Below are 17,815 nucleotides of genomic sequence, written 5' to 3' on the forward strand. Positions count from 1 at the left end.
TCAGGTCGGTGCGGCCTCGGCCTTGGTGTCCGCCGGCTCGTCCGCGCCTACATCGGCGTTCATGTCGATCGCCAGCGTCAGCGGGCCGCTGGCCTCGGTCTCGTCATCCTCGGGCAGTTCGACATCCTCGTCCGGCGCCTGGGCCTCGTCCAGGCGCTCGACCAGGCTGGCATGCACGTCCAGCGTCATCTCGTCGCAACCGGTGATGCGCACGCGCACATGGCTGCCGCGCGCCAGGCCTTCGCAGCCCAGCGCCTTGAACACCAGCGGCAGGGTGTCGGCGCGCACCAACCCATCCTTCATCACCGAGGCGGTGAGTTCGGTGATGGCGTTCTGCTGCAGATAGCGCAGCGTCCAGTAGCGCTCGATGCCCGACTGGAAACCGTTGTAGGCGGTGTAGGCCGCGTCGAAGCCCGAGATGATGGAGAACAGCTGCGCGTCCTTGGGCTTGAAGGGCGCGGCCAGCGCGGCGGTGCGGCCGTGGCGGGCGCAGGCAATGATCTGCCACTGGTTCACCAGGTCCACATAGCGGCGCAGCGGCGAGGTGGCCCAGGTGTATTGCGCCACGCCCATGCCGGCGTGCGGCAGCGCCTTGGTGCCCATGCGGACCTTCACGCCGGGCGCCAGGCTGGCCTGGCTGCGGTAGATGGCGGGCAGGCCCAGCTCGTTCAGCCAGCCGCCCCAGCTGCTGTTGGCCAGGATCATCGCCTCGGCCACGATCAGGTCCAGCGGCGCACCGCGCACGCGCGTGCCTATGCTCACCAGCTCGCCGCCCTCGGGTTCGCTCAGGCCGCCGCTGTCGAGGCGGAAGTTGTAGTCGGGGCGGTTGAAGTTCTCGGGCTTGCCGCGCACCACCTCGCGCTGCGCCTTCAGCGCCTGTGCCAGGCGGAAGGCAAAGGCGAGCTCGGCGGCATGCGCGTAATCGGCCGGCGCGGCGCCGGTCAGCGTGGCCTCGGTGATCACCGCGTCCAGCTTGTCGTGGCGCAGATTGGAGACGATGGCGACGCGCTCCAGCCGCGTCTCGCTGCCCTGAATGGCCAGCGTGGCCTCGTCCAGCGTCACGTACAGCGACACCGCCGGGCAATCGCGCCCCTCGATCAGCGTGTAGGCCTGCACCACCTCGTCGGGCAGCATGGTGAGCTTCCAGCCCGGCATGTAGACGGTCGAGAGGCGTTCGCGCGCTACCTTGTCCACCGCCGAGTCCGGCTGTATAGCCAGGCCCGGCGCGGCGATGTGGATGCCGAACACCACCGTGCCCGTGCCCAGGCCCTGCACCGAGAGCGCATCGTCGATCTCGGTGGTGGCCGAGTCGTCGATCGAGAAGGCGCGGGCGCTGGAAAGCGGCAGCTCGTCCTTGATCTCGGGGGCCGTGAGGGCCGGGAAACCGGTGCCCTTGGGGAAGTTCTCGAACAGGAAGCGCTTCCAGTGGAACTGGTAGGCGCTCGTGATCGCGCCGGCGCCCTTGAGCAGGTCCAGCGGCGCTTTCTGCGCGCGCTTGGTGGCCTCGACCACGGCCTTGTACTCGGGGCCGTTCTTGTCGGGCTTGAAGAGGATCTTGTAGATCTGCTCGCGGATCGCATCGGGGCAGCGGCCGGCGGCCAGCTCCTCGGCCCAGGCCTCGATCTGCAGGGCTTGCTGGCGCTTGCGCTCCAGGCCCAGCAGGGCCGCCTTGACGATCTCCTCGGGCGCCTTCTTGAATTGGCCACGGCCCATGCGGCGGAAGTAATGCGGCGCTTCGAACAGGCGGAACAGCGCGGCGGCCTGGTGCGTGACCCCGGCCTTGGCATCGAAATAGTCGCGCGCCAGGTCCGCAAACGCGAACTCGCCCTCGGGGGCGAATTCCCAGGCCAGATCCAGGTCGATCTCCTGGGCCAGGCGCTGGCCTTCGGCGAGCAGCTCGGCCGGCGCGGGTTTGTCGAACTTGAGCAGCACATTGGCCGCCTTTACTTTGACGCGCTTGCCCGAATCGAGCTCGATCTGCATCGAGGACTCGGCTTCGGACATCACACGGCCGGCGAGGAATTTTCCGGCTTCATCGAACAGGGCAAACATATGGGCGGCATTGTCGCTGATCGGCCGGGGCCGCCGGAGCGCTTCGGTAAGAGCGTGTTTGCGATCCCCTCATGGCGCCCGTTGCCCCGCAAAGGCAGGGGATGCAAGGCGCAAACCGCAGCCGGGTTGGACACCCGGCGAGGATTTGCAACGCTGCAGACGCTGTCTTTGCGGGGCAACCCGAAGGGCAAGGCAGCCCAGGGGCGCACTCGTCGTTGCACCCCTTGGCCAGGCGGCGAGCCTGGCCTGCGGCGCGCGCCTAGATTGCGCCCCTGGGCTGCCTTGCGGGCACCATGAGGGGGTCGTAAACACGCTCTAAGATGCGCGGCTCGGCTGTTACCGCAGCTCATGCAAAGGCAAATCATGAAACTTGCTCTCACTGCCCTGGCCCTGGCGGCCTGCACCCATGTCGTGGCGCAAACGCCCTACCCGAGCACGCCGCAAAAGCCGGTGAGCGACAACTACCACGGCACCGTGGTGGTGGATCCCTACCGCTGGATGGAGGACATGAAGTCCGCCGAGTTCCAGGGCTGGCTGCGCAGCCAGGCCGATTACGCCAAGGCCAGCCTGGCGCAGATCCCCGGCCGTGCGGCCCTGCGCGAGCGCCTGGGCCAGCTGGCCGACGCGGGTGAGAGCACCGGCGGCTACGAGATCGTCGCGGGCAAGCTGTTCTACATGAAGCGCGCACCGGGCCAGAACCAGTCGCGCCTGTGGGTGCGTGCCGGCGTCGAGGGCGTAGACCGGGAGCTGCTGGACCCCAACAACATTGCCGGCGAGCCGGGCAAGCATGCGATCGACTGGTACACCCCCTCGCCCGATGGCCGCCTGCTGGCGGTGGGCCTGTCCAGCGGCGGCTCCGAGAACAGCGTGCTGCGCGTGCTCGAGGTGGCGAGCGGCAAGTTCCTCGACGAGGCGATTGCCCACACCGGCCTGAACCAGTACGGCGTGGCCTGGTTCAAGGACATCAGCGGCTTCGCCTACAACCGCCATCCGGCCGACGAGCGCTACAACAAGAGCGCCGTGTTCATGCACAAGTTGGGCCAGGACCCGAGCAAGGACCAGCCGCTGTTCGGCTGGGAGGTGAGTGCCAAGGAGAAGTTCGCGATCGCCGATCTGCCCTATGTCTACCTCAGCAAGGGCTCGCGCTGGGCGCTGGCCGAGGTGCTGCATGGCGACGCGGTGGAGCGCTCCTACTGGGTGGCCCCGGCCGACCAGTTGCACCTGGGTGCCGCAACGCCCTGGCGCCGCATCATCAGCCCGGCCGACAAGATCACCCAGGCGGTGATCTCGGGCGACCAGGTCTATGCCCTGAGCCAGAAGAAGGCCTCGCGCCGCGAACTGCTGAGCCTGGATCTGCGCGCCAAGACCACGCTGTTCCGCGGCGTGCTGCCGGCCGGCGAGAGCGTGCTGCAGCACATCAGCGCGGCCGACGATGCCGTCTATGTGAAGGCGCTGGATGCGGGCGTCAGCAAGCTCTGGCGCGTGGCCAAGAAGGGCGGCGCGGAGGTTGCCACGGTGGCACTGCCCTTCGAGGGCACGCTGCGCGAGATCAGCCCGCTGGCTGGCGGCGAATTGCTGGTGCTGCACGAGGGCTGGACCGAGGCGCCGCAAAGCCTGGTGCTGAATCCGGGCAAGGCCGCAGCACCGGCCCGGCGCGTCGACGTGCAAAAGCCCAACAGCCTCGACACCTCGGGTGTGCAGGCGAAACGCGTGATGGTGAAGAGCCATGACGGCGTGATGGTGCCGCTGTCCATCCTCTCGTCCAAGAGCGCGCCGCTGGACGGCAAGCGCCCCACCGTGCTGAGCGGCTACGGCGCTTATGGCATCACGCAGGAGCCGCGCTTCGGCGCCACCCGCCTGGCCTGGCTGGAGCGCGGCGGCGTGCTGGCGATCTGCCATGTGCGCGGCGGCGGCGAGCTGGGCGAAGACTGGCACCAGGGCGGCTACATCCTCACCAAGCAGAACACGGTGTCGGACTTCATCGCCTGCGCCGAGTACCTGATCGCGCACCAATACGCCTCGCCCGCCACCCTGGCTGGCACCGGCGGCAGTGCCGGTGGCATCACCATCGGTGGCGCCATCACGCAGCGCCCCGAGCTGTTTGCCGCGGCGCAGAGCGCGGTGAGCCTTTCGGACATGCTGCGCATGGAGTTCACGCCCAATGGCGCGCCGAACATTGCCGAGTTCGGCACCGTCAGCAACCCGGCGCACTTCAAGGCCATGTACGCGATCAGCCCCTATCACCGCGTGCAGGACGGCCGCGCCTACCCGGCCGTGATCGCCACCACCGGCGCCAACGACCCGCGCGTGGAGGCCTGGGAGCCCGGCAAGCTGGCCGCGCGCCTGCAGGCGGCCAACCCCGAGAGCTACAAGAGCCGGCCGGTGCTGCTGCGCGTGGACTTCGAGGGCGGCCACGGCATGGGCTCGGGCGTCGCGCAGCGCCTGGACGAAACCGCCGATGTCTGGAGCTTCTTCCTCTGGCAGTTCGGTGACGCCGGCTTCCAGCCGAAGCCCTGAACAACGAGGGGCCAGCGCAAGCTGGCCCCTCGTGCTTAGACGGTCATGCCGCCGGACACTTCCAACACGGCGCCGTTGACATAACTCGCCTCGTCGCTGGCCAGGAAGGCATAGACGTTGGCGATCTCCTCGGGCTTGCCCAGGCGCTTGAGCGGCACATGGGCGCGCATCTCGTCCATCACCTTGTCGGGGATGGTGCCGAGGATGGGGGTCTCGATGAAGCCCGGGGCCACCGCGTTGACGCGCACGCCCTTGGGGCCCAGCTCGCGGCTCCAGGTCTTGGTGAAGCCGATCACGCCGAACTTGCTGGCGGCATAGTTGGTCTGGCCGAAGTTGCCGTAGATGCCCACCACCGAGGAGGCGTTGAGGATCACGCCGCCGCCCTGCGCCACCATGGTGTCGGCCACCGCCTGGGCGCAGTGGAAGACGCCGCGCAGGTTCACGTCGATGACGGCATCGAACTGCTCCAGGCTCATCTTCTGCAGGCGCGCGTCCTTGGTGATGCCGGCGTTGTTCACCAGCACGTCGATGCGGCCGTACTGTTCCAGCACCGCGGCCGTCATCAGGTCGACCGAGACGCGGTCGGTCACGTCCAGCACGCGACCCATGGCGCTGGCGCCGGCGGCCTCGCAGGCCGCGACCGCGGCATCCACGCCCTCGGCACGCCGGTCGCACACCACCACGGTGGCGCCTTCCTGGGCAAACTTGAGGGCGGTGGCCAGGCCAATGCCCTGGGCGGCGCCGGTGATGATGCAGACCTTGTTCTTCAAACGCATAGGAGAAATTCCGTCAGTTCGTGGAGGTAGTCGTCGAAATCGGACAGGCCGTGATCGCTGCCTTCCAGCAGCTTGATGCGGCAGCCCGCGTAGCGGGCCTGCATCTCGCGCCAGTCCAGCACCTCGTCGCCCTTGGCGATCACCGCCAGCAGGCGCTCGGGATGGGCCAGCTTGCCGAGGGTTTGCGCGCGCAGCTCGTCGACGAACTCGGCGCGGAAGAAGAACTTCTCGTCCGGGTTCTGCCAGCAGCTGTGCTCGCCGATATAGCGCGCCAGGTCGCGCGCCGGATCCACCGCGGGGTTCAAGAGCACGGCGCGGCAGCCGGTGGCCTGCGCCACCTGGGTGGCATAGAAGCCTCCCAGCGAGCTGCCCATCACGGCCATGCGCTCGCGCGGCCAGGTCTGGATCAGCGCCATGACTTCCCGCATGGCCGCGGCCGGCGAGGGCGGCAGCTGCGGGCAGGCCCACCGCAGCTGCGGGCGCTGCTCGCCCACCCAGGCCGCCATGCGCTGGGCCTTGGCCGAGCGTGGCGAGGAGCGAAAGCCATGCAGGTAGAGCAGGTGGGTGGTGCGGTGAGGCATGGGGCCGCAGTCTAGCGGCAGGGCCGCCCGCGGTCTGTCAGCCCGGCGTCACCGGCGACGTGCGATGAAGCACGGTTTTCTGGGTGCGATCGGAGTTTGGCCGCATTGACGGGTGCGGCCGGCACGGCGACAGTCGCGCCTTTGCTGCTCTTTTGCATCTGCAATCCCAATCCCATCCATGAGCTCTACCCAGAACCTCACCGCCGTTGCGGCCGCCCTGCTGCTGCTGGGCGCCACGGCCCACGCGCAGACGACCGCTCCCGCTGCCCCTGCGAACGGCGCTTCCGCACCCGCGGCCACGCCGCCACGTCCGGCCGCCGATCCCGCCGCGCCCAAGCCCTTTGCCGAGGTGAGCAAGGATGCCAAGCGCCAGGACGGCCTGTTCCCGATCTGGCGCAAGGACGAGAAGGTCTGGCTGGAGATCCCCAAGGCGCAGTTCAACAAGCCCTTCATGTTCACCGTCAACTACGCCAATGCGGTGGGCGAGCGTGGCCTCTATGCCAGCCAGATGGGCCGCGCCCTGATGGCCGAGTGGCGCCGCGTCGGCAACCAGGTGCAGCTGATCGCGCTCAACACCAAGTTCCGCGCCGAGGGCGGCGGCAAGCTGGCCGGCGAACAGGCCTTCTCGCCCAGCCTGCTGGCCTCCGGCACGCTGGCCAGCGCCGAGCATCCGGAGCGCAAGTCGGTGCTGGTGGACGCGGCCCTGCTGCTGACCGACATCCCCGGCATGTCCACGCGCCTGGAGATGGCCTACCGCCTGCCCTTCGCGGCCGACCGTGCCAACTCCTATTTCGAGGCCGCGCGCGCCGACGCCAAGCTCAGCACGCTGACCGCGCGCATGCACTTCGCCACCCCGCGCATCCCGGCGCCGCCGCTGACCCCCGCGCCCGTGCCCATGCCCACGCCGCCGCAGGCCACGCCGGACCCGCGCAGCATGTTCCTGAGCTTCGTCTACAACTTCCAGGCCCTGCCCGAGACCGTGATGGCGCCGCGCCGGACCGATCCGCGCCTGGGCCATTTCGCCGAGTCTTTCAGCGATCTGAGCAATGACAACAAGCCGAACCCGCGCGTCCACTACCTGAAGCGCTGGCGCCTGGAGAAGCAGGACGCCAGCGCCGCGCTGAGCGAGCCGGTGCAGCCCATCACCTACTGGATGGACAAGAACATCCCGGCCAAGTACCGCGGCGCGGTGGAGGCCGGCATCCTGGAGTGGAACAAGGCCTTCGAGAAGATCGGCTTCAAGAACGCCGTGGTCGCCAAGCAGCAGCCCGATGATGCCGATTGGGACAATATGGACGCCGGCCATGCCTCGATCCGCTGGTTCGTCGGCGCCGACGTGGGCTTTGCCATCGGCCCCAGCCACGCCGATCCGCGCAGTGGCGAGATCCTGGACGCGGACATCGGCATGAGCGATGTGTTCGCCCGCGGCGGCCGCGCCTTCATTGCCGAGGACGTGGGCCCGGGCAAGCATGCGGCGCATGCCGATGAGGACTTCTGCAACTACGCCCACGAAGCCGCCGCCGAGATGGGCTTCGCGATGGACGTGCTGGAAGCGCGCGGCGAGATCGCGCCCGACAGCCCCGAGGCCGAGGCCTTTGTGCAGGCGCGCATCAAGGACGTGATCATGCACGAGGTGGGTCACACCCTGGGCCTGAAGCACAACTTCAAGGCCTCCACCACCGTCACGCAGGCGCAGCTGAGCGACAAGGCCTACACCGAAGCCAAGGGCATCTCCGGCTCGGTGATGGACTACAACGCCTACAACCTCGCGCTGCAGGGCGAGACCCAGGGCAGCTACAACAACACCACCCTGGGTGCCTACGACTACTGGGCGATCGAATACGCCTACAAGCCGCTGGCCCCCGAGGCGGAGGCGGCCGAGCTGGCCAAGATCGCCGCGCGCAGCACCGAGCTGCAGCTGGCCTATGCCGACGACGCCGACGCCGACCTGTTCGACGGCATCGATCCGCTGGCGAACCGCTTCGACCTCGGCGCCGACCCGATGGCCTATTTCAAGCGCCGCCTCAAGCTCTCGCAGGAGCTGTGGGGCCGCGTGCAGGACCGCAAGCCGCAGGCCGGTGACGATCCGCTGCGCCAGCGCCGCTCGCTGGTGAACGGTTTCAACCAGCTCTACCGCGCGGCCGAGCTGGTGGGCAAGTATGTCGGCGGCATGCATATGCAGCGCGACCTGCCGGGCTCCACCGGCCGCACCGCGTTCAGCCCGGTCGAGCCGGCGCAGCAGCGCGAGGCCCTGAAGTTCCTGGCCAGCGGCCTGTTCAGCGCCGATTCCTTCCGCTTCCGCCCCGAGTTCCTCAGCACCCTGCAGGTGGACTACAACGAGTGGGAGCGCGTCGGCCCGATGAACATCCCGGCCGCGGTGGCGCGTGTGCAGCTGGTGGTGCTGGACCGCCTGCTCAACGCCAATACCGCGCAGCGCCTGATGGACCTGCCGGCCTATGTGCCTGAGAAGCAGCGCAAGGGCATCATCTCGCTCAGCGAGGTCTACGGCACCCTGCAGTCCAGCATCTGGAGCGAGCTCAAGAGCGGCGCCGAGATCGACCGCCTGCGCCGCAATCTGCAGCGCGAGCACCTCAAGCGCCTGCAATCCGTGCTCACCAAGGGCGGTGCCCCCGGCGTGATGGCCGATGCCTACGCGCTGGCGCGCCTGCACGCGGTGCAGCTGCAGAGCGATCTGCGCGCGGCGCTGGGCAAGGGCGGCCAGTCGGTGGAGACGCGCGCGCACCTGGCCGAGAGCCTGGACATGCTGGGCAGCGTGTTGCGCGCCAATATGCAGCGCAGCTGACCGTCAGCCTGAGCGGGCGCCCCGCCCGCAATGCAAAAGCCGGCCTCAGGGCCGGCTTTTTTTGTGTCATTTCGGCGCGCTGCGCCGCCCGTCCTGGGCCACGATGTCCCACACCGCGATGAACATGGCGGCGATCAGCGGCCCGATCACGAAGCCGTTCAGGCCCAGCACCGCCATGCCGCCGAGGGTGGAGACCAGCACCACATAGTCGGGCATCTTGCTGTCCTTGCCGACCAGCAGCGGGCGCAGCAGGTTGTCCACCAGCCCGATCACCAGCACGCCATAGGCGATCAGGCCCAGGCCCTGGCCGATCGCGCCGGTGGCCAGCAGGTAGATGGCCAGCGGCAGCCAGACCAGGCCGGCGCCCACCGCCGGCAGCAGCGACAGAAAGGCCATCAGCACCGCCCACAGCACCGGCGCGTGCACGTCCAGCACCCAGAAGGCCAGGCCGCCGAGCGCGCCCTGCAGCGCGGCCACGGCGATATTGCCCTTCACGGTGGCGCCGATCACGGCGCGGAACTTCTCCATCAGGCGGCGCTTGTGGGCGGCGCGCAGCGGCAGGGCATGGCGCAGCAGCACGGACAGGCGATCGCCATCGCGCAGCAGGAAGAACAGCAGGTAGAGCATGACGAAGAAGCTCACCACCACATCGAAGGTGTCCTGGCCGAAACCGAAGGCCTTGGTGGCGATGGCCTGGCTGAGCTGCTTGAGCGCCTCGGTCAGCTTCTGCTGCAGGTCCAGCGGATCGCTGACGCCGAGTTTTTCCAGCCCGCTGAGCAGGCCGGCGGGCAGGGCCGCGTAGACCTGCTGCACATAGCCGCTGAAGCTGAACTCGCCGGACTTGAGCTTGGCATAGAGCGCACCGGCCTCCTGGGCCAGCGCGATGCTCACCAGCGTCAGCGGCAGTATCACCAGCAGCAGTACCAGGCTCAGCGTCAGCAGCGCCGCCAGGGTGGCGCGCTGGCCGCAGCGCCGCAGCATCCAGCGGTGCAGCGGCGCGAACACGATCGCCGCGGCCGTGCCCCACAGCAGCGCGCCGTAGAGCGGCCAGAGGATCCAGGCGAAGGCCAGCGTCACCAGCGCCAGCAGGACCACGAAGCTCTTGTCCTGCAGGGCGGGTGAGTTGGCGGACGAGTCGTCGGAGGGGGCAGCTGACATGGGGCGCTCTCGGCGGGCTGGAGAGCGGCCATGGTAGCCGGGGCGGCAGCGCCGGCCTCAGCGGCCCTTGGCCTCCAGCGCCGCCAGCAGCTTCTCGTGGATGCCGCCGAAGCCGCCATTGCTCATGCACAGCACATGATCGCCGGGCCTGGCGGCCTTCACCACCGCGGCCACCAGGGCGTCGACATCGGTGCCGACGAGGGCCTGCGCGCCCATCGGTGCGAGTGCCTCCTTGGCGTCCCAGCTCAGCCCGGCCTGGTTGCAGAAGCTCAGGTCGGCTTCCTCCAGGGCCCAGGGCAGCTGCGCCTTCATGGTGCCCAGCTTCATGGTGTTGGAGCGCGGCTCGAACACCGCCAGGATGCGCTCGCTCGGTGCGATCTTGCGGCGCAGGCCGTTCACCGTGGTGCGGATCGCGGTGGGGTGGTGGGCGAAGTCGTCGTAGACCTTGACCCCGCCCGCCTCGCCGCGCAGCTCCAGCCGGCGGCGCACGTTCTGGAAGCTGGCCAGCGCGGCGGCCGACTGCTCGGGCGTCACGCCCACATGCTCGGCCGCGGCCATCGCCGCCAGCGCGTTGAGCTGGTTGTGCTCGCCCAGCAGCGCCCATTCCACGCGCGCCACCTTGAGGCTGCCGCGTAGCACGTCGAAGGCCTGCGGCTCGCCGCGCGCACGCAGCGCGCCGGGCTCTTCCTTGCGCGAACCGAAACGCTGCAGCTCGCTCCAGCAGCCGCGCGCCAGCACGCGCTGCAGCGCCTCCTCGCGTGCGTTCACGATCACGCGGCCCGTGGCCGGCACGGTGCGCACCAGGTGGTGGAACTGGGTCTCGATGGCGGCCAGGTCGGCAAAGATGTCGGCGTGGTCGAACTCGAGGTTGTTGAGGATGGCGGTGCGCGGCCGGTAATGCACGAACTTGCTGCGCTTGTCGAAGAAGGCGGTGTCGTATTCATCGGCCTCGATGACGAAGCATTTGCCCGCGCCCAGGCGCGCCGACACGCCGAAGTTCTGCGGCACGCCGCCCACCAGGAAGCCGGGCTGCAGGCCGGCATGCTCCAGGATCCAGGCCAGCATCGAGGTGGTGCTGGTCTTGCCATGCGTGCCCGCCACCGCCAGCACATGGCGGCCCTGCAGCACATGGCTGGCCAGCCATTCGGGGCCGCTGGTATAGGGCAGGCCCTGGTCCATGATGGCTTCCATCAGCGGGAAGCGGCCCTCGCTGGAGCGCGTCACCACATTGCCGATCACGAACAGATCGGGCTTGAGCTCCAGCTGCTCGGCGCCGAAGCCCTGGATCAGCTCGATGCCCAGGGCCTGCAGCTGCTCCGACATGGGCGGGTAGACATTGGCGTCGCAGCCGGTGACACGGTGGCCGGCTTCGCGGGCGAGGGCGGCCAGGCCGCCCATGAAGGTGCCGCAGATGCCGAGGATGTGGATGTGCATGGGAATGGCGAGGAACGGGGCAAGAGAAGGGCGCCGGTGGGCGCGCGGCGCTTCAGCGCAGCGCGGTGCGGGCGGCCTGCAGCGTGGCCTGGATGTCGGCCTCGCTGTGCGCCGCGCTCACGAAGCCGGCTTCGTAGAGCGCCGGCGCCAGGTAGACGCCGCCGTCCAGCATGCCGTGGAAGAAGGCGTTGAAGCGCGCACCGTCGGTCTTCATGACGGTCTGGTAGTTCTGCGGCAGCTCGGGCATCAGGAAGAAGCCGAACATGCCGCCCTCGCAATCGACGCTGAAGGGCACGCCGTTGTCCATGGCCACGGCCGCCAGGCCGTCCACCAGCTGGCGCGTCCTGGCGCCCAGCGCCTCGTAGAAGCCGGGCTTCTGGATCTCGCGCAGCGTCGCCAGGCCGCAGGCGGTGGCGACCGGATTGCCCGACAGCGTGCCGGCCTGGTAGACCGGGCCCAGCGGCGCGAGCTGCTTCATGATCTCGCGGCTGGCGCCGAAGGCGGCCAGCGGCATGCCGCCGCCGATGACCTTGCCGAACACGCTGACATCGGGCTTGAAGCCGGGCAGCAGCTTGGCGTAATGGCCTTGCGCGCTCGCCAGCCCGACGCGGAAGCCCGTCATCACCTCGTCGAACACCAGCAGCGCGCCATGCTCGCTGCAGAGCTCGCGCAGGCGCTTCACGAAGGGCACGGCGGCGCGCACGAAATTCATATTGCCGGCGATCGGCTCGATGATGACGCAGGCGAGCTCCTTGCCGTGCAGGGCGAAGGCCTCCTCCAGCTGCGCGACGTTGTTGTACTCGAGCACCAGGGTGTGCTGCGCCACCTCGGCCGGCACGCCGGCGCTGGTGGGGTGGCCGAAGGTGGCAAGACCCGACCCCGCCTTCACCAGCAGGGCATCGGTGTGGCCGTGGTAGCAGCCCTCGAACTTGATGAACTTGCTGCGGCCGGTGGCGCCGCGCGCCAGCCGGATCGCGCTCATGGTGGCCTCGGTGCCCGAGCTCACCAGGCGCACCTGCTCGATCGAGGGCACCAGCTTGATGATTTCCTCGGCCAGCTCGATCTCGCGCTCGGTGGGCGCGCCGAACGAGAAGCCGTCCAGCGCCGCCTTCTGCACCGCCTCCAGCACCGCCGGGTGGCCGTGGCCGAGGATCATCGGGCCCCAGGAGCCGATGTAGTCGATGTAGCGCTTGCCCTCGGCATCGATGATGTAAGCCCCTTCACCGCGCTTGATGAATCTGGGCGTGCCACCTACCGCGCGAAATGCGCGCACGGGCGAATTCACGCCGCCGGGGATGGAGCGCTGGGCGCGCTCGAACAGAGCTTGGTTCTGACTCATGGCAGGAAGGGAAGAAAAGGGTTCAGTGGATGCGGCGCGGGCCGCGCGTGGGCGGCTCGTCGGCCATCAGGTCGCCGGGCTCGGTGTCGGGCAGCAGGGGCTGGCTGCCCTCCATGCCCTCTTCGCCTTCTTCGGCGGGCGGCATGGCCCAGAAGAAGCGGTCGGGCACGGCATTGCCCATGCCGGGGCGGAAGCCCGCGTCCAGCGCCTGGTCCAGGAAGGACAGGGCCTCGCCCACCGCGGTGTGGATCTCGGAGCCAACCGACAGCAGCGCCGCCAGCGAGGCCGAGAGCGTGTCGCCCGCGCCCACGAAGCTGACCTCGAAGCGCTCGAACTTCTCGCCGGTGATCGGCCCCTGCGGATTCGCCAGCACGTTGTCGACGAACTGATTGGGCAGGCTGATGCCGGTCACCAGCACATGACCCGTGCCATGCTCGCCGGCGGCCACCGCCAGCTCGCGCGGCGAGGCCGGGCGGTCCGCGTCCCAGTCGGGCAAGAGGAAATCGGTGAGGGTCTTGTGGTTGCCCACCAGCACCAGGGCCTGCGGCAGCACCAGCTCGCGGAAGGCATCCAGATAGCTCTGCTGCTGCTCCTCGTCGAGCCAGGTGATGGCGGGCAGATAGGCCACCAGCGGCACATCGGGGTAATCACTGAGCACTTCGGCCACCGCGCTCACGCCCTCGGCGCTGCCCAGGAAGCCGACCTTCCAGGCCGCCACCGGCACGTCTTCCAGGATGCTGCGCGCCTGCTCGACGATCACGTCGGCATCGAGCTCATGCTGCTCGAACACCTCGGCGGTGTCGCGCAGCAGGATGGCCGTGACCACCGGCAGCGCATGCGCACCCATCGCCGCGATGGTGGCCACGTCGCCGGCGATGCCGCCGGCGCCGCTGGGGTCGCTGGCGTTGAAGCTCATCACGCACGCGGGTGCGGGTTGCTCCTGCTCGTCTTGGCCCTGGATGGTCTCGGCGGGGGAATGGTCAGGGCTGCTCATGAAGTGGGGATTGGGGTTTCACCCGAGGGTGAGGACGTCAGCGCGTCGTGGTCTTGAAGGGCTTGCAGCAGGGCGTGACGAAGGACCGAAAAGCCTGTTGCATCTGTGCCTACTTGCTCAATGGGCGGAGGGGGGCGCGTAGCTACAATCTTCGCATTGTAGTGAGCAAACCATATTCACCGTGACCGAAGCTAGTACCTGGATGTGCCTGATCTGTGGCTGGATTTATGACGAAGCCGCAGGTGACCCCGAGCACGGCATTGCCCCAGGTACCGCATGGGCGGATGTGGACATGAACTGGACCTGCCCCGAATGCGGGGCCCGCAAGGAAGACTTCGAGATGGTCCGCATCTGACGCGGACTGTTTGAAACCTTCTGCCCTTTCCATACGCTGAGGAGAACAAGGGTTGGACACAATGGCTCCCCAAGCACCTGGCGCAGCGACCAAGGTGCTCGTCATCGACGACAGCAACACCATCCGCCGCAGCGCCGAGATCTTTCTCAAGCAAGGCGGGCACGAGGTGGTGCTGGCCGAGGATGGCTTCGACGCGCTTTCCAAGCTGAGCGACTACAAACCCGATCTGGTGTTCTGCGACATCCTGATGCCGCGGCTCGACGGTTACCAGACCTGCGCCATCATCAAGCGCAACCCGCAGTTTTCCGGCGTGCCGGTGATCATGCTGTCCAGCAAGGACGGTCTGTTCGACAAGGCGCGCGGCCGCATGGTGGGCTCGCAGGATTACCTGACCAAGCCCTTCACCAAAGACCAATTGCTGCAGGCGGTGCAGATGCACCGCCGCGGCCCTTGATTCGCCCGGCCAGATGATCGATGAAGCCGGCCAATGAGATGCCCGACAGAGGCGGCGTGACGAGGAGTCCACATGACGATACACAAGATTCTGCTGGTCGATGATTCCAAGACCGAGCTGCATGCGCTCAGCGAGATGCTGAGCAAGCGAGGCTTCGTGGTGCGCACCGCCGAGAACGGCGAGGAAGCCTTCAAGCGCCTGGAAGAGGAAGTGCCAGACCTGATCCTGATGGACGTGGTGATGCCGGGCCAGAACGGCTTCCAGCTGACCCGCGCCATCACGCGCGACGAGCGCTACGCCAATGTGCCGGTGATCATGTGCACCAGCAAGAACCAGGAAACCGACAAGGTCTGGGGCATGCGCCAAGGCGCGCGTGACTACGTGGTCAAGCCGGTCAAGTCCGACGAGCTGTTGGCCAAGATCAAGGCGCTAGGCTGAGCATGGCCAACAAGCAAGCACTGCGCGAACTCCAGCAACGCCTCGCGCAGCGCATGCAGGCCGCGCGCGAAACGCCGCAGGCGGCCTCCTGGCTGGCGGTGGAATGCGCCGGCGTGGCGCTGCTGTTCTCGCTCAAGCAGGCGGCCGAGATCTTCACGCCCGTGGCCATCAAGCCGGTGCCCTACACCGAGCCCTGGGCCCTGGGGGTGGCGAACCTGCGCGGCGGCCTGCACACGGTGGTGGACTTCGCCGCCTTTCTGGGCCTGCGCGAGCCCGGCGTGCGCGGCGATGTGACGCAGCAGCGCCTGGTGTCGATCAACCCCGAACTCAATATCAACTGCGCCTTGCTGGTCGACAAGCTGCTGGGCTTGCGCGGCGACGAGCAGTTGCAGCCGGTGGCGGATGTGCCGTCGGCGACGCCGCGGCCGGCTTTTGCGGGTGCGCTGCGGCGCGACGCCGAGGGCCGGCATTGGCAGGTGATCGACCTGGAGGCCTTGTCCAGGTTCGAACCGTTCTTGCGTATTGTGGTGTGATGCGTGGCGCCAGCCGGCGCGGGCATTGCGTCAATCAACCGACAACATGAGGGTGAGATGAGCTTCCTCGACAAGATCAAGAAATTGGGCGCGACCTCCGAAGGCCAGGAGGCCGGCGAGACCACCGCCCTGGATGCTCAGGCAGGCGTACATGCGAGCGACACCGGTCCGCGCAGCGAGTCCAGCTCCATCATTTCCGAAGCGCTGCCGACCGACAACGTGGCGGCGGACTTTGTCGACACCAATGCGGGCTTCCAGTCCACCGCCTCGGCGCCCGACACCATCAGCGCCGCGCCCGGGCTGATGCCGGCGAAGGCCGAAGACCGCGGCCGCCGCCAGAAGCTGTTCACCGCCCTGGTGGCGGTGGGGGTGCTGGGCACGGCCACCACGGTGGCGCTGAGCCTGGTGAACGCGAACCGCAGCGCGGCCCAGGTGCGCGCCACCGGCCAGGCCATGATGCAGTCGCAGCGCCTGGCCAAGTCGGTGTCCACCGCCCTGGTGGGCAATGTGGGCGCCTTCGCCGAGCTGAAGGAAAGCATCGGCGTGCTGGGCAGCGTGGTGCGCAATCTGCGCAACGGCGAGGGCGAGCTGGCGATTGCGCCCGGCAGCGTGCAGCCGGCGCTGGAGACCGTCGCGCCGATGGTGGAGCGCGCCGAGAAGAACGGCAACACCGTGATCGCGCAGGAGAAGGTGCTGACCCAGGTGGGTAAGGCGCTGCGCACCATCAACCGTCAATCCTCGGACCTGCTGGAAAGCGCCGAGGCGGTGGCCTCGCTGTCGCTGCAGCAGGGCGGCTCGCCAGCCGAACTCTCGGCCGCGGGCCAGCTGGTGATGCTGACCCAGCGCATCGGCAAGAGCGCCAACGAGTTCCTGACCCAGGAGGGCGTGAGCCCGGAGGCGGTGTTCCTGCTCGGCAAGGACCTGAACTCCTTCCGCGAGATCACCGAGGCCCTTATCAACGGCAACCCCGAGCTGCGCCTCAAGGGCGCGCATGACCCGCAGCTGAAGGAGCGCCTCAAGACCCTGCTGTCGCAGTACGAGCAGACGCGCAAGGAAGCCTCGGCGATTCTGGGCAATCTGCAGGGCCTGGTGGCGGCGCGCGAGGCGCAGGCCGCGATCCTCAACGACAGCGAACCGCTGCGCAAGGGCCTGGACGAGATCGCCCAGCAGCTCGAGTCGGCCGGCGGCCTGGGCTTCGGCCTGCTGCTGGCGATGCTGGCTTCGCTGGCGGCCCTGGTGGTGGGCGCTTTGGGCTTTCTGCGCCTGTATGTGGCGGGTCAGGCGCATCGCGCCGAACTGGCCGAGGCGCAGAAGCGCGAGGCCGAGGTGCAGGAGCAGGAGGCCAAGCGCGTCAACGACGCCAACCAGGCCGCCATTTTGCGTCTCATGAACGAGCTGCAGTCGGTCGCCGAGGGCGACTTGACGCAGCAGGCTACGGTGACCGAGGACATCACCGGCGCGATCGCCGACTCGGTGAACTACACGGTGGAAGAGCTGCGCCTGCTGGTGACGCAGGTGCAGTCCACCGCCGGCCGGGTGACCGAAACCACCGGCCTGGTGGACCAGACCTCCACCGAGCTGCTGGCCGCTTCCACCGAGCAGCTGCACGAGATCCGCGCCACCGGCGAGGCGGTGCTGCAGATGGCCGAGCGCATCAACCAGGTGTCGGCGCAGGCGCAGGAAACCGCCGAGGTGGCGCGCCAGTCGCGTGCCGTGGCCGAGACCGGCAAGCAGGCCATGGCCAACACCATCGGCGGCATGAACTCGATCCGCGAGCAGATCCAGGAGACCTCCAAGCGCATCAAGCGCCTGGGCGAGAGCTCGCAGGAAATCGGTGAGATCACCGAGCTGATCTCGGACATTACCGAGCAGACCAATGTGCTGGCGCTGAACGCGGCCATCCAGGCGGCCTCGGCCGGCGAGGCCGGCCGCGGTTTCTCGGTGGTGGCCGAAGAAGTGCAGCGCCTGGCGGAACGCTCGGGCGACGCGACGCGCCGCATTGCCGCGCTGGTGAAGACGATTCAGACCGACACCCACGACGCGGTGGCCGCCATGGAGCGCTCCACGCTGGGGGTGGTGCAGGGTACCAAGCTGTCCGATGCGGCCGGCAAGGCGCTGGACGAGATCGACGAGGTGTCGCGTCGTCTGGACGAGTTGATCGCCCGCATCTCGAACCAGGCGCTCAGCGAGGCGCATTCCGCCAACGAGGTGGCCTCGAACATCCAGCATATTTTTGCGGTGACCGAGCAGACCGGTGAGGGCACGCGCTCCACCGCCCAGATGGTGCATGAGCTCTCGCGCTCGGCCGATGCCTTGAAGCAGTCGGTGGCGCGTTTCAAGGTTGGCTGATCGCTGACAACCGCACCAAGCACAGAACGATA

Annotated in this window: 14 protein-coding genes; 7 read left to right on the forward strand and 7 right to left on the reverse strand. The window is 68.3% G+C overall.

The genetic code is table 11. The annotated features are described in order from the left end of the window. Complete coding sequence (locus PFX98_RS13170) at positions 1-2,052, reverse strand: ribonuclease catalytic domain-containing protein (protein ID WP_285230957.1); 2,052 nt, start codon at positions 2,050-2,052, stop codon at positions 1-3. Between the two features lie 363 nt (positions 2,053-2,415). On the opposite strand from PFX98_RS13170, the gene PFX98_RS13175 reads away from it, so the two are divergent. Next, positions 2,416-4,569, forward strand: coding sequence for a prolyl oligopeptidase family serine peptidase (locus PFX98_RS13175; protein WP_285230958.1), 2,154 nt, complete (start codon positions 2,416-2,418; stop codon positions 4,567-4,569). Between the two features lie 35 nt (positions 4,570-4,604). Here PFX98_RS13175 and fabG read toward each other — a convergent pair whose 3' ends face one another. Together fabG and PFX98_RS13185 are read right to left on the reverse strand one after the other, a co-directional pair. Then, positions 4,605-5,345: a 3-oxoacyl-[acyl-carrier-protein] reductase gene (fabG, locus tag PFX98_RS13180; RefSeq protein WP_285230959.1), complete on the reverse strand. Its 741-nt coding sequence runs from the start codon at positions 5,343-5,345 to the stop codon at positions 4,605-4,607. Then, complete coding sequence (locus PFX98_RS13185) at positions 5,336-5,926, reverse strand: YqiA/YcfP family alpha/beta fold hydrolase (protein WP_285230960.1); 591 nt, start codon at positions 5,924-5,926, stop codon at positions 5,336-5,338. The genes fabG and PFX98_RS13185 overlap by 10 nt, the downstream gene beginning before the upstream one ends. A gap of 178 nt (positions 5,927-6,104) precedes the next feature. Between PFX98_RS13185 and PFX98_RS13190 the strand changes: the two genes are divergently transcribed. Next, the gene (locus tag PFX98_RS13190) at positions 6,105-8,729 is read left to right on the forward strand and encodes a zinc-dependent metalloprotease (RefSeq protein ID WP_285230961.1); all 2,625 of its coding nucleotides are present in this window, start codon (positions 6,105-6,107) and stop codon (positions 8,727-8,729) included. Between the two features lie 66 nt (positions 8,730-8,795). On the opposite strand, the gene PFX98_RS13195 is transcribed toward PFX98_RS13190, so the two are convergent. From PFX98_RS13195 to thiD, 4 genes are read right to left on the reverse strand one after another with little or no spacing between them, the layout of a single operon-like run. Beyond that, on the reverse strand, positions 8,796-9,887 hold the full coding sequence (locus PFX98_RS13195; RefSeq protein WP_285230962.1) for an AI-2E family transporter: 1,092 nt from the start codon (positions 9,885-9,887) through the stop codon (positions 8,796-8,798). A 57-nt stretch (positions 9,888-9,944) separates the two neighbouring features. Continuing rightward, positions 9,945-11,321: a UDP-N-acetylmuramate:L-alanyl-gamma-D-glutamyl-meso-diaminopimelate ligase gene (mpl, locus tag PFX98_RS13200; RefSeq protein ID WP_285230963.1), complete on the reverse strand. Its 1,377-nt coding sequence runs from the start codon at positions 11,319-11,321 to the stop codon at positions 9,945-9,947. A 52-nt stretch (positions 11,322-11,373) separates the two neighbouring features. Further along, entirely contained in the window at positions 11,374-12,660 is a 1,287-nt protein-coding gene (hemL, locus tag PFX98_RS13205) for a glutamate-1-semialdehyde 2,1-aminomutase (protein ID WP_285230964.1), read from the reverse strand. Between the two features lie 22 nt (positions 12,661-12,682). Next, positions 12,683-13,654, reverse strand: a complete 972-nt coding sequence (gene thiD, locus PFX98_RS13210) for a bifunctional hydroxymethylpyrimidine kinase/phosphomethylpyrimidine kinase (protein WP_285230965.1) — start codon at positions 13,652-13,654, stop codon at positions 12,683-12,685. 202 nt (positions 13,655-13,856) lie between these two features. Here thiD and PFX98_RS13215 point away from each other — a divergent pair, with 202 nt between their 5' ends. The 5 genes from PFX98_RS13215 (at position 13,857) to PFX98_RS13235 (ending at position 17,783) form a co-directional block, all read left to right on the forward strand. After that, positions 13,857-14,009 carry a rubredoxin gene (locus PFX98_RS13215; protein ID WP_133604594.1) on the forward strand — a complete coding sequence of 51 codons (153 nt, stop codon included), beginning with the start codon at positions 13,857-13,859 and terminating at the stop codon, positions 14,007-14,009. Between the two features lie 61 nt (positions 14,010-14,070). After that, positions 14,071-14,463, forward strand: coding sequence for a response regulator (locus PFX98_RS13220; protein ID WP_285230966.1), 393 nt, complete (start codon positions 14,071-14,073; stop codon positions 14,461-14,463). A 72-nt stretch (positions 14,464-14,535) separates the two neighbouring features. After that, a complete protein-coding gene (locus PFX98_RS13225; RefSeq protein ID WP_285230967.1) occupies positions 14,536-14,901 on the forward strand; it encodes a response regulator transcription factor in 366 nt (121 codons plus the stop codon). Between the two features lie 2 nt (positions 14,902-14,903). Continuing rightward, positions 14,904-15,434, forward strand: a complete 531-nt coding sequence (locus PFX98_RS13230) for a chemotaxis protein CheW (RefSeq protein ID WP_285230968.1) — start codon at positions 14,904-14,906, stop codon at positions 15,432-15,434. Positions 15,435-15,491: 57 nt separating this feature from the next. After that, positions 15,492-17,783 (forward strand): methyl-accepting chemotaxis protein, encoded by a 2,292-nt coding sequence (locus tag PFX98_RS13235; RefSeq protein WP_285230969.1) that lies wholly within the window; start codon positions 15,492-15,494, stop codon positions 17,781-17,783. The last annotated feature ends 32 nt before the right edge of the window (positions 17,784-17,815 follow it).

It is taken from the genome of Paucibacter sediminis, assembly GCF_030254645.1.
Classification (GTDB): Bacteria; Pseudomonadota; Gammaproteobacteria; order Burkholderiales; family Burkholderiaceae_C; genus Paucibacter_B; species Paucibacter_B sediminis.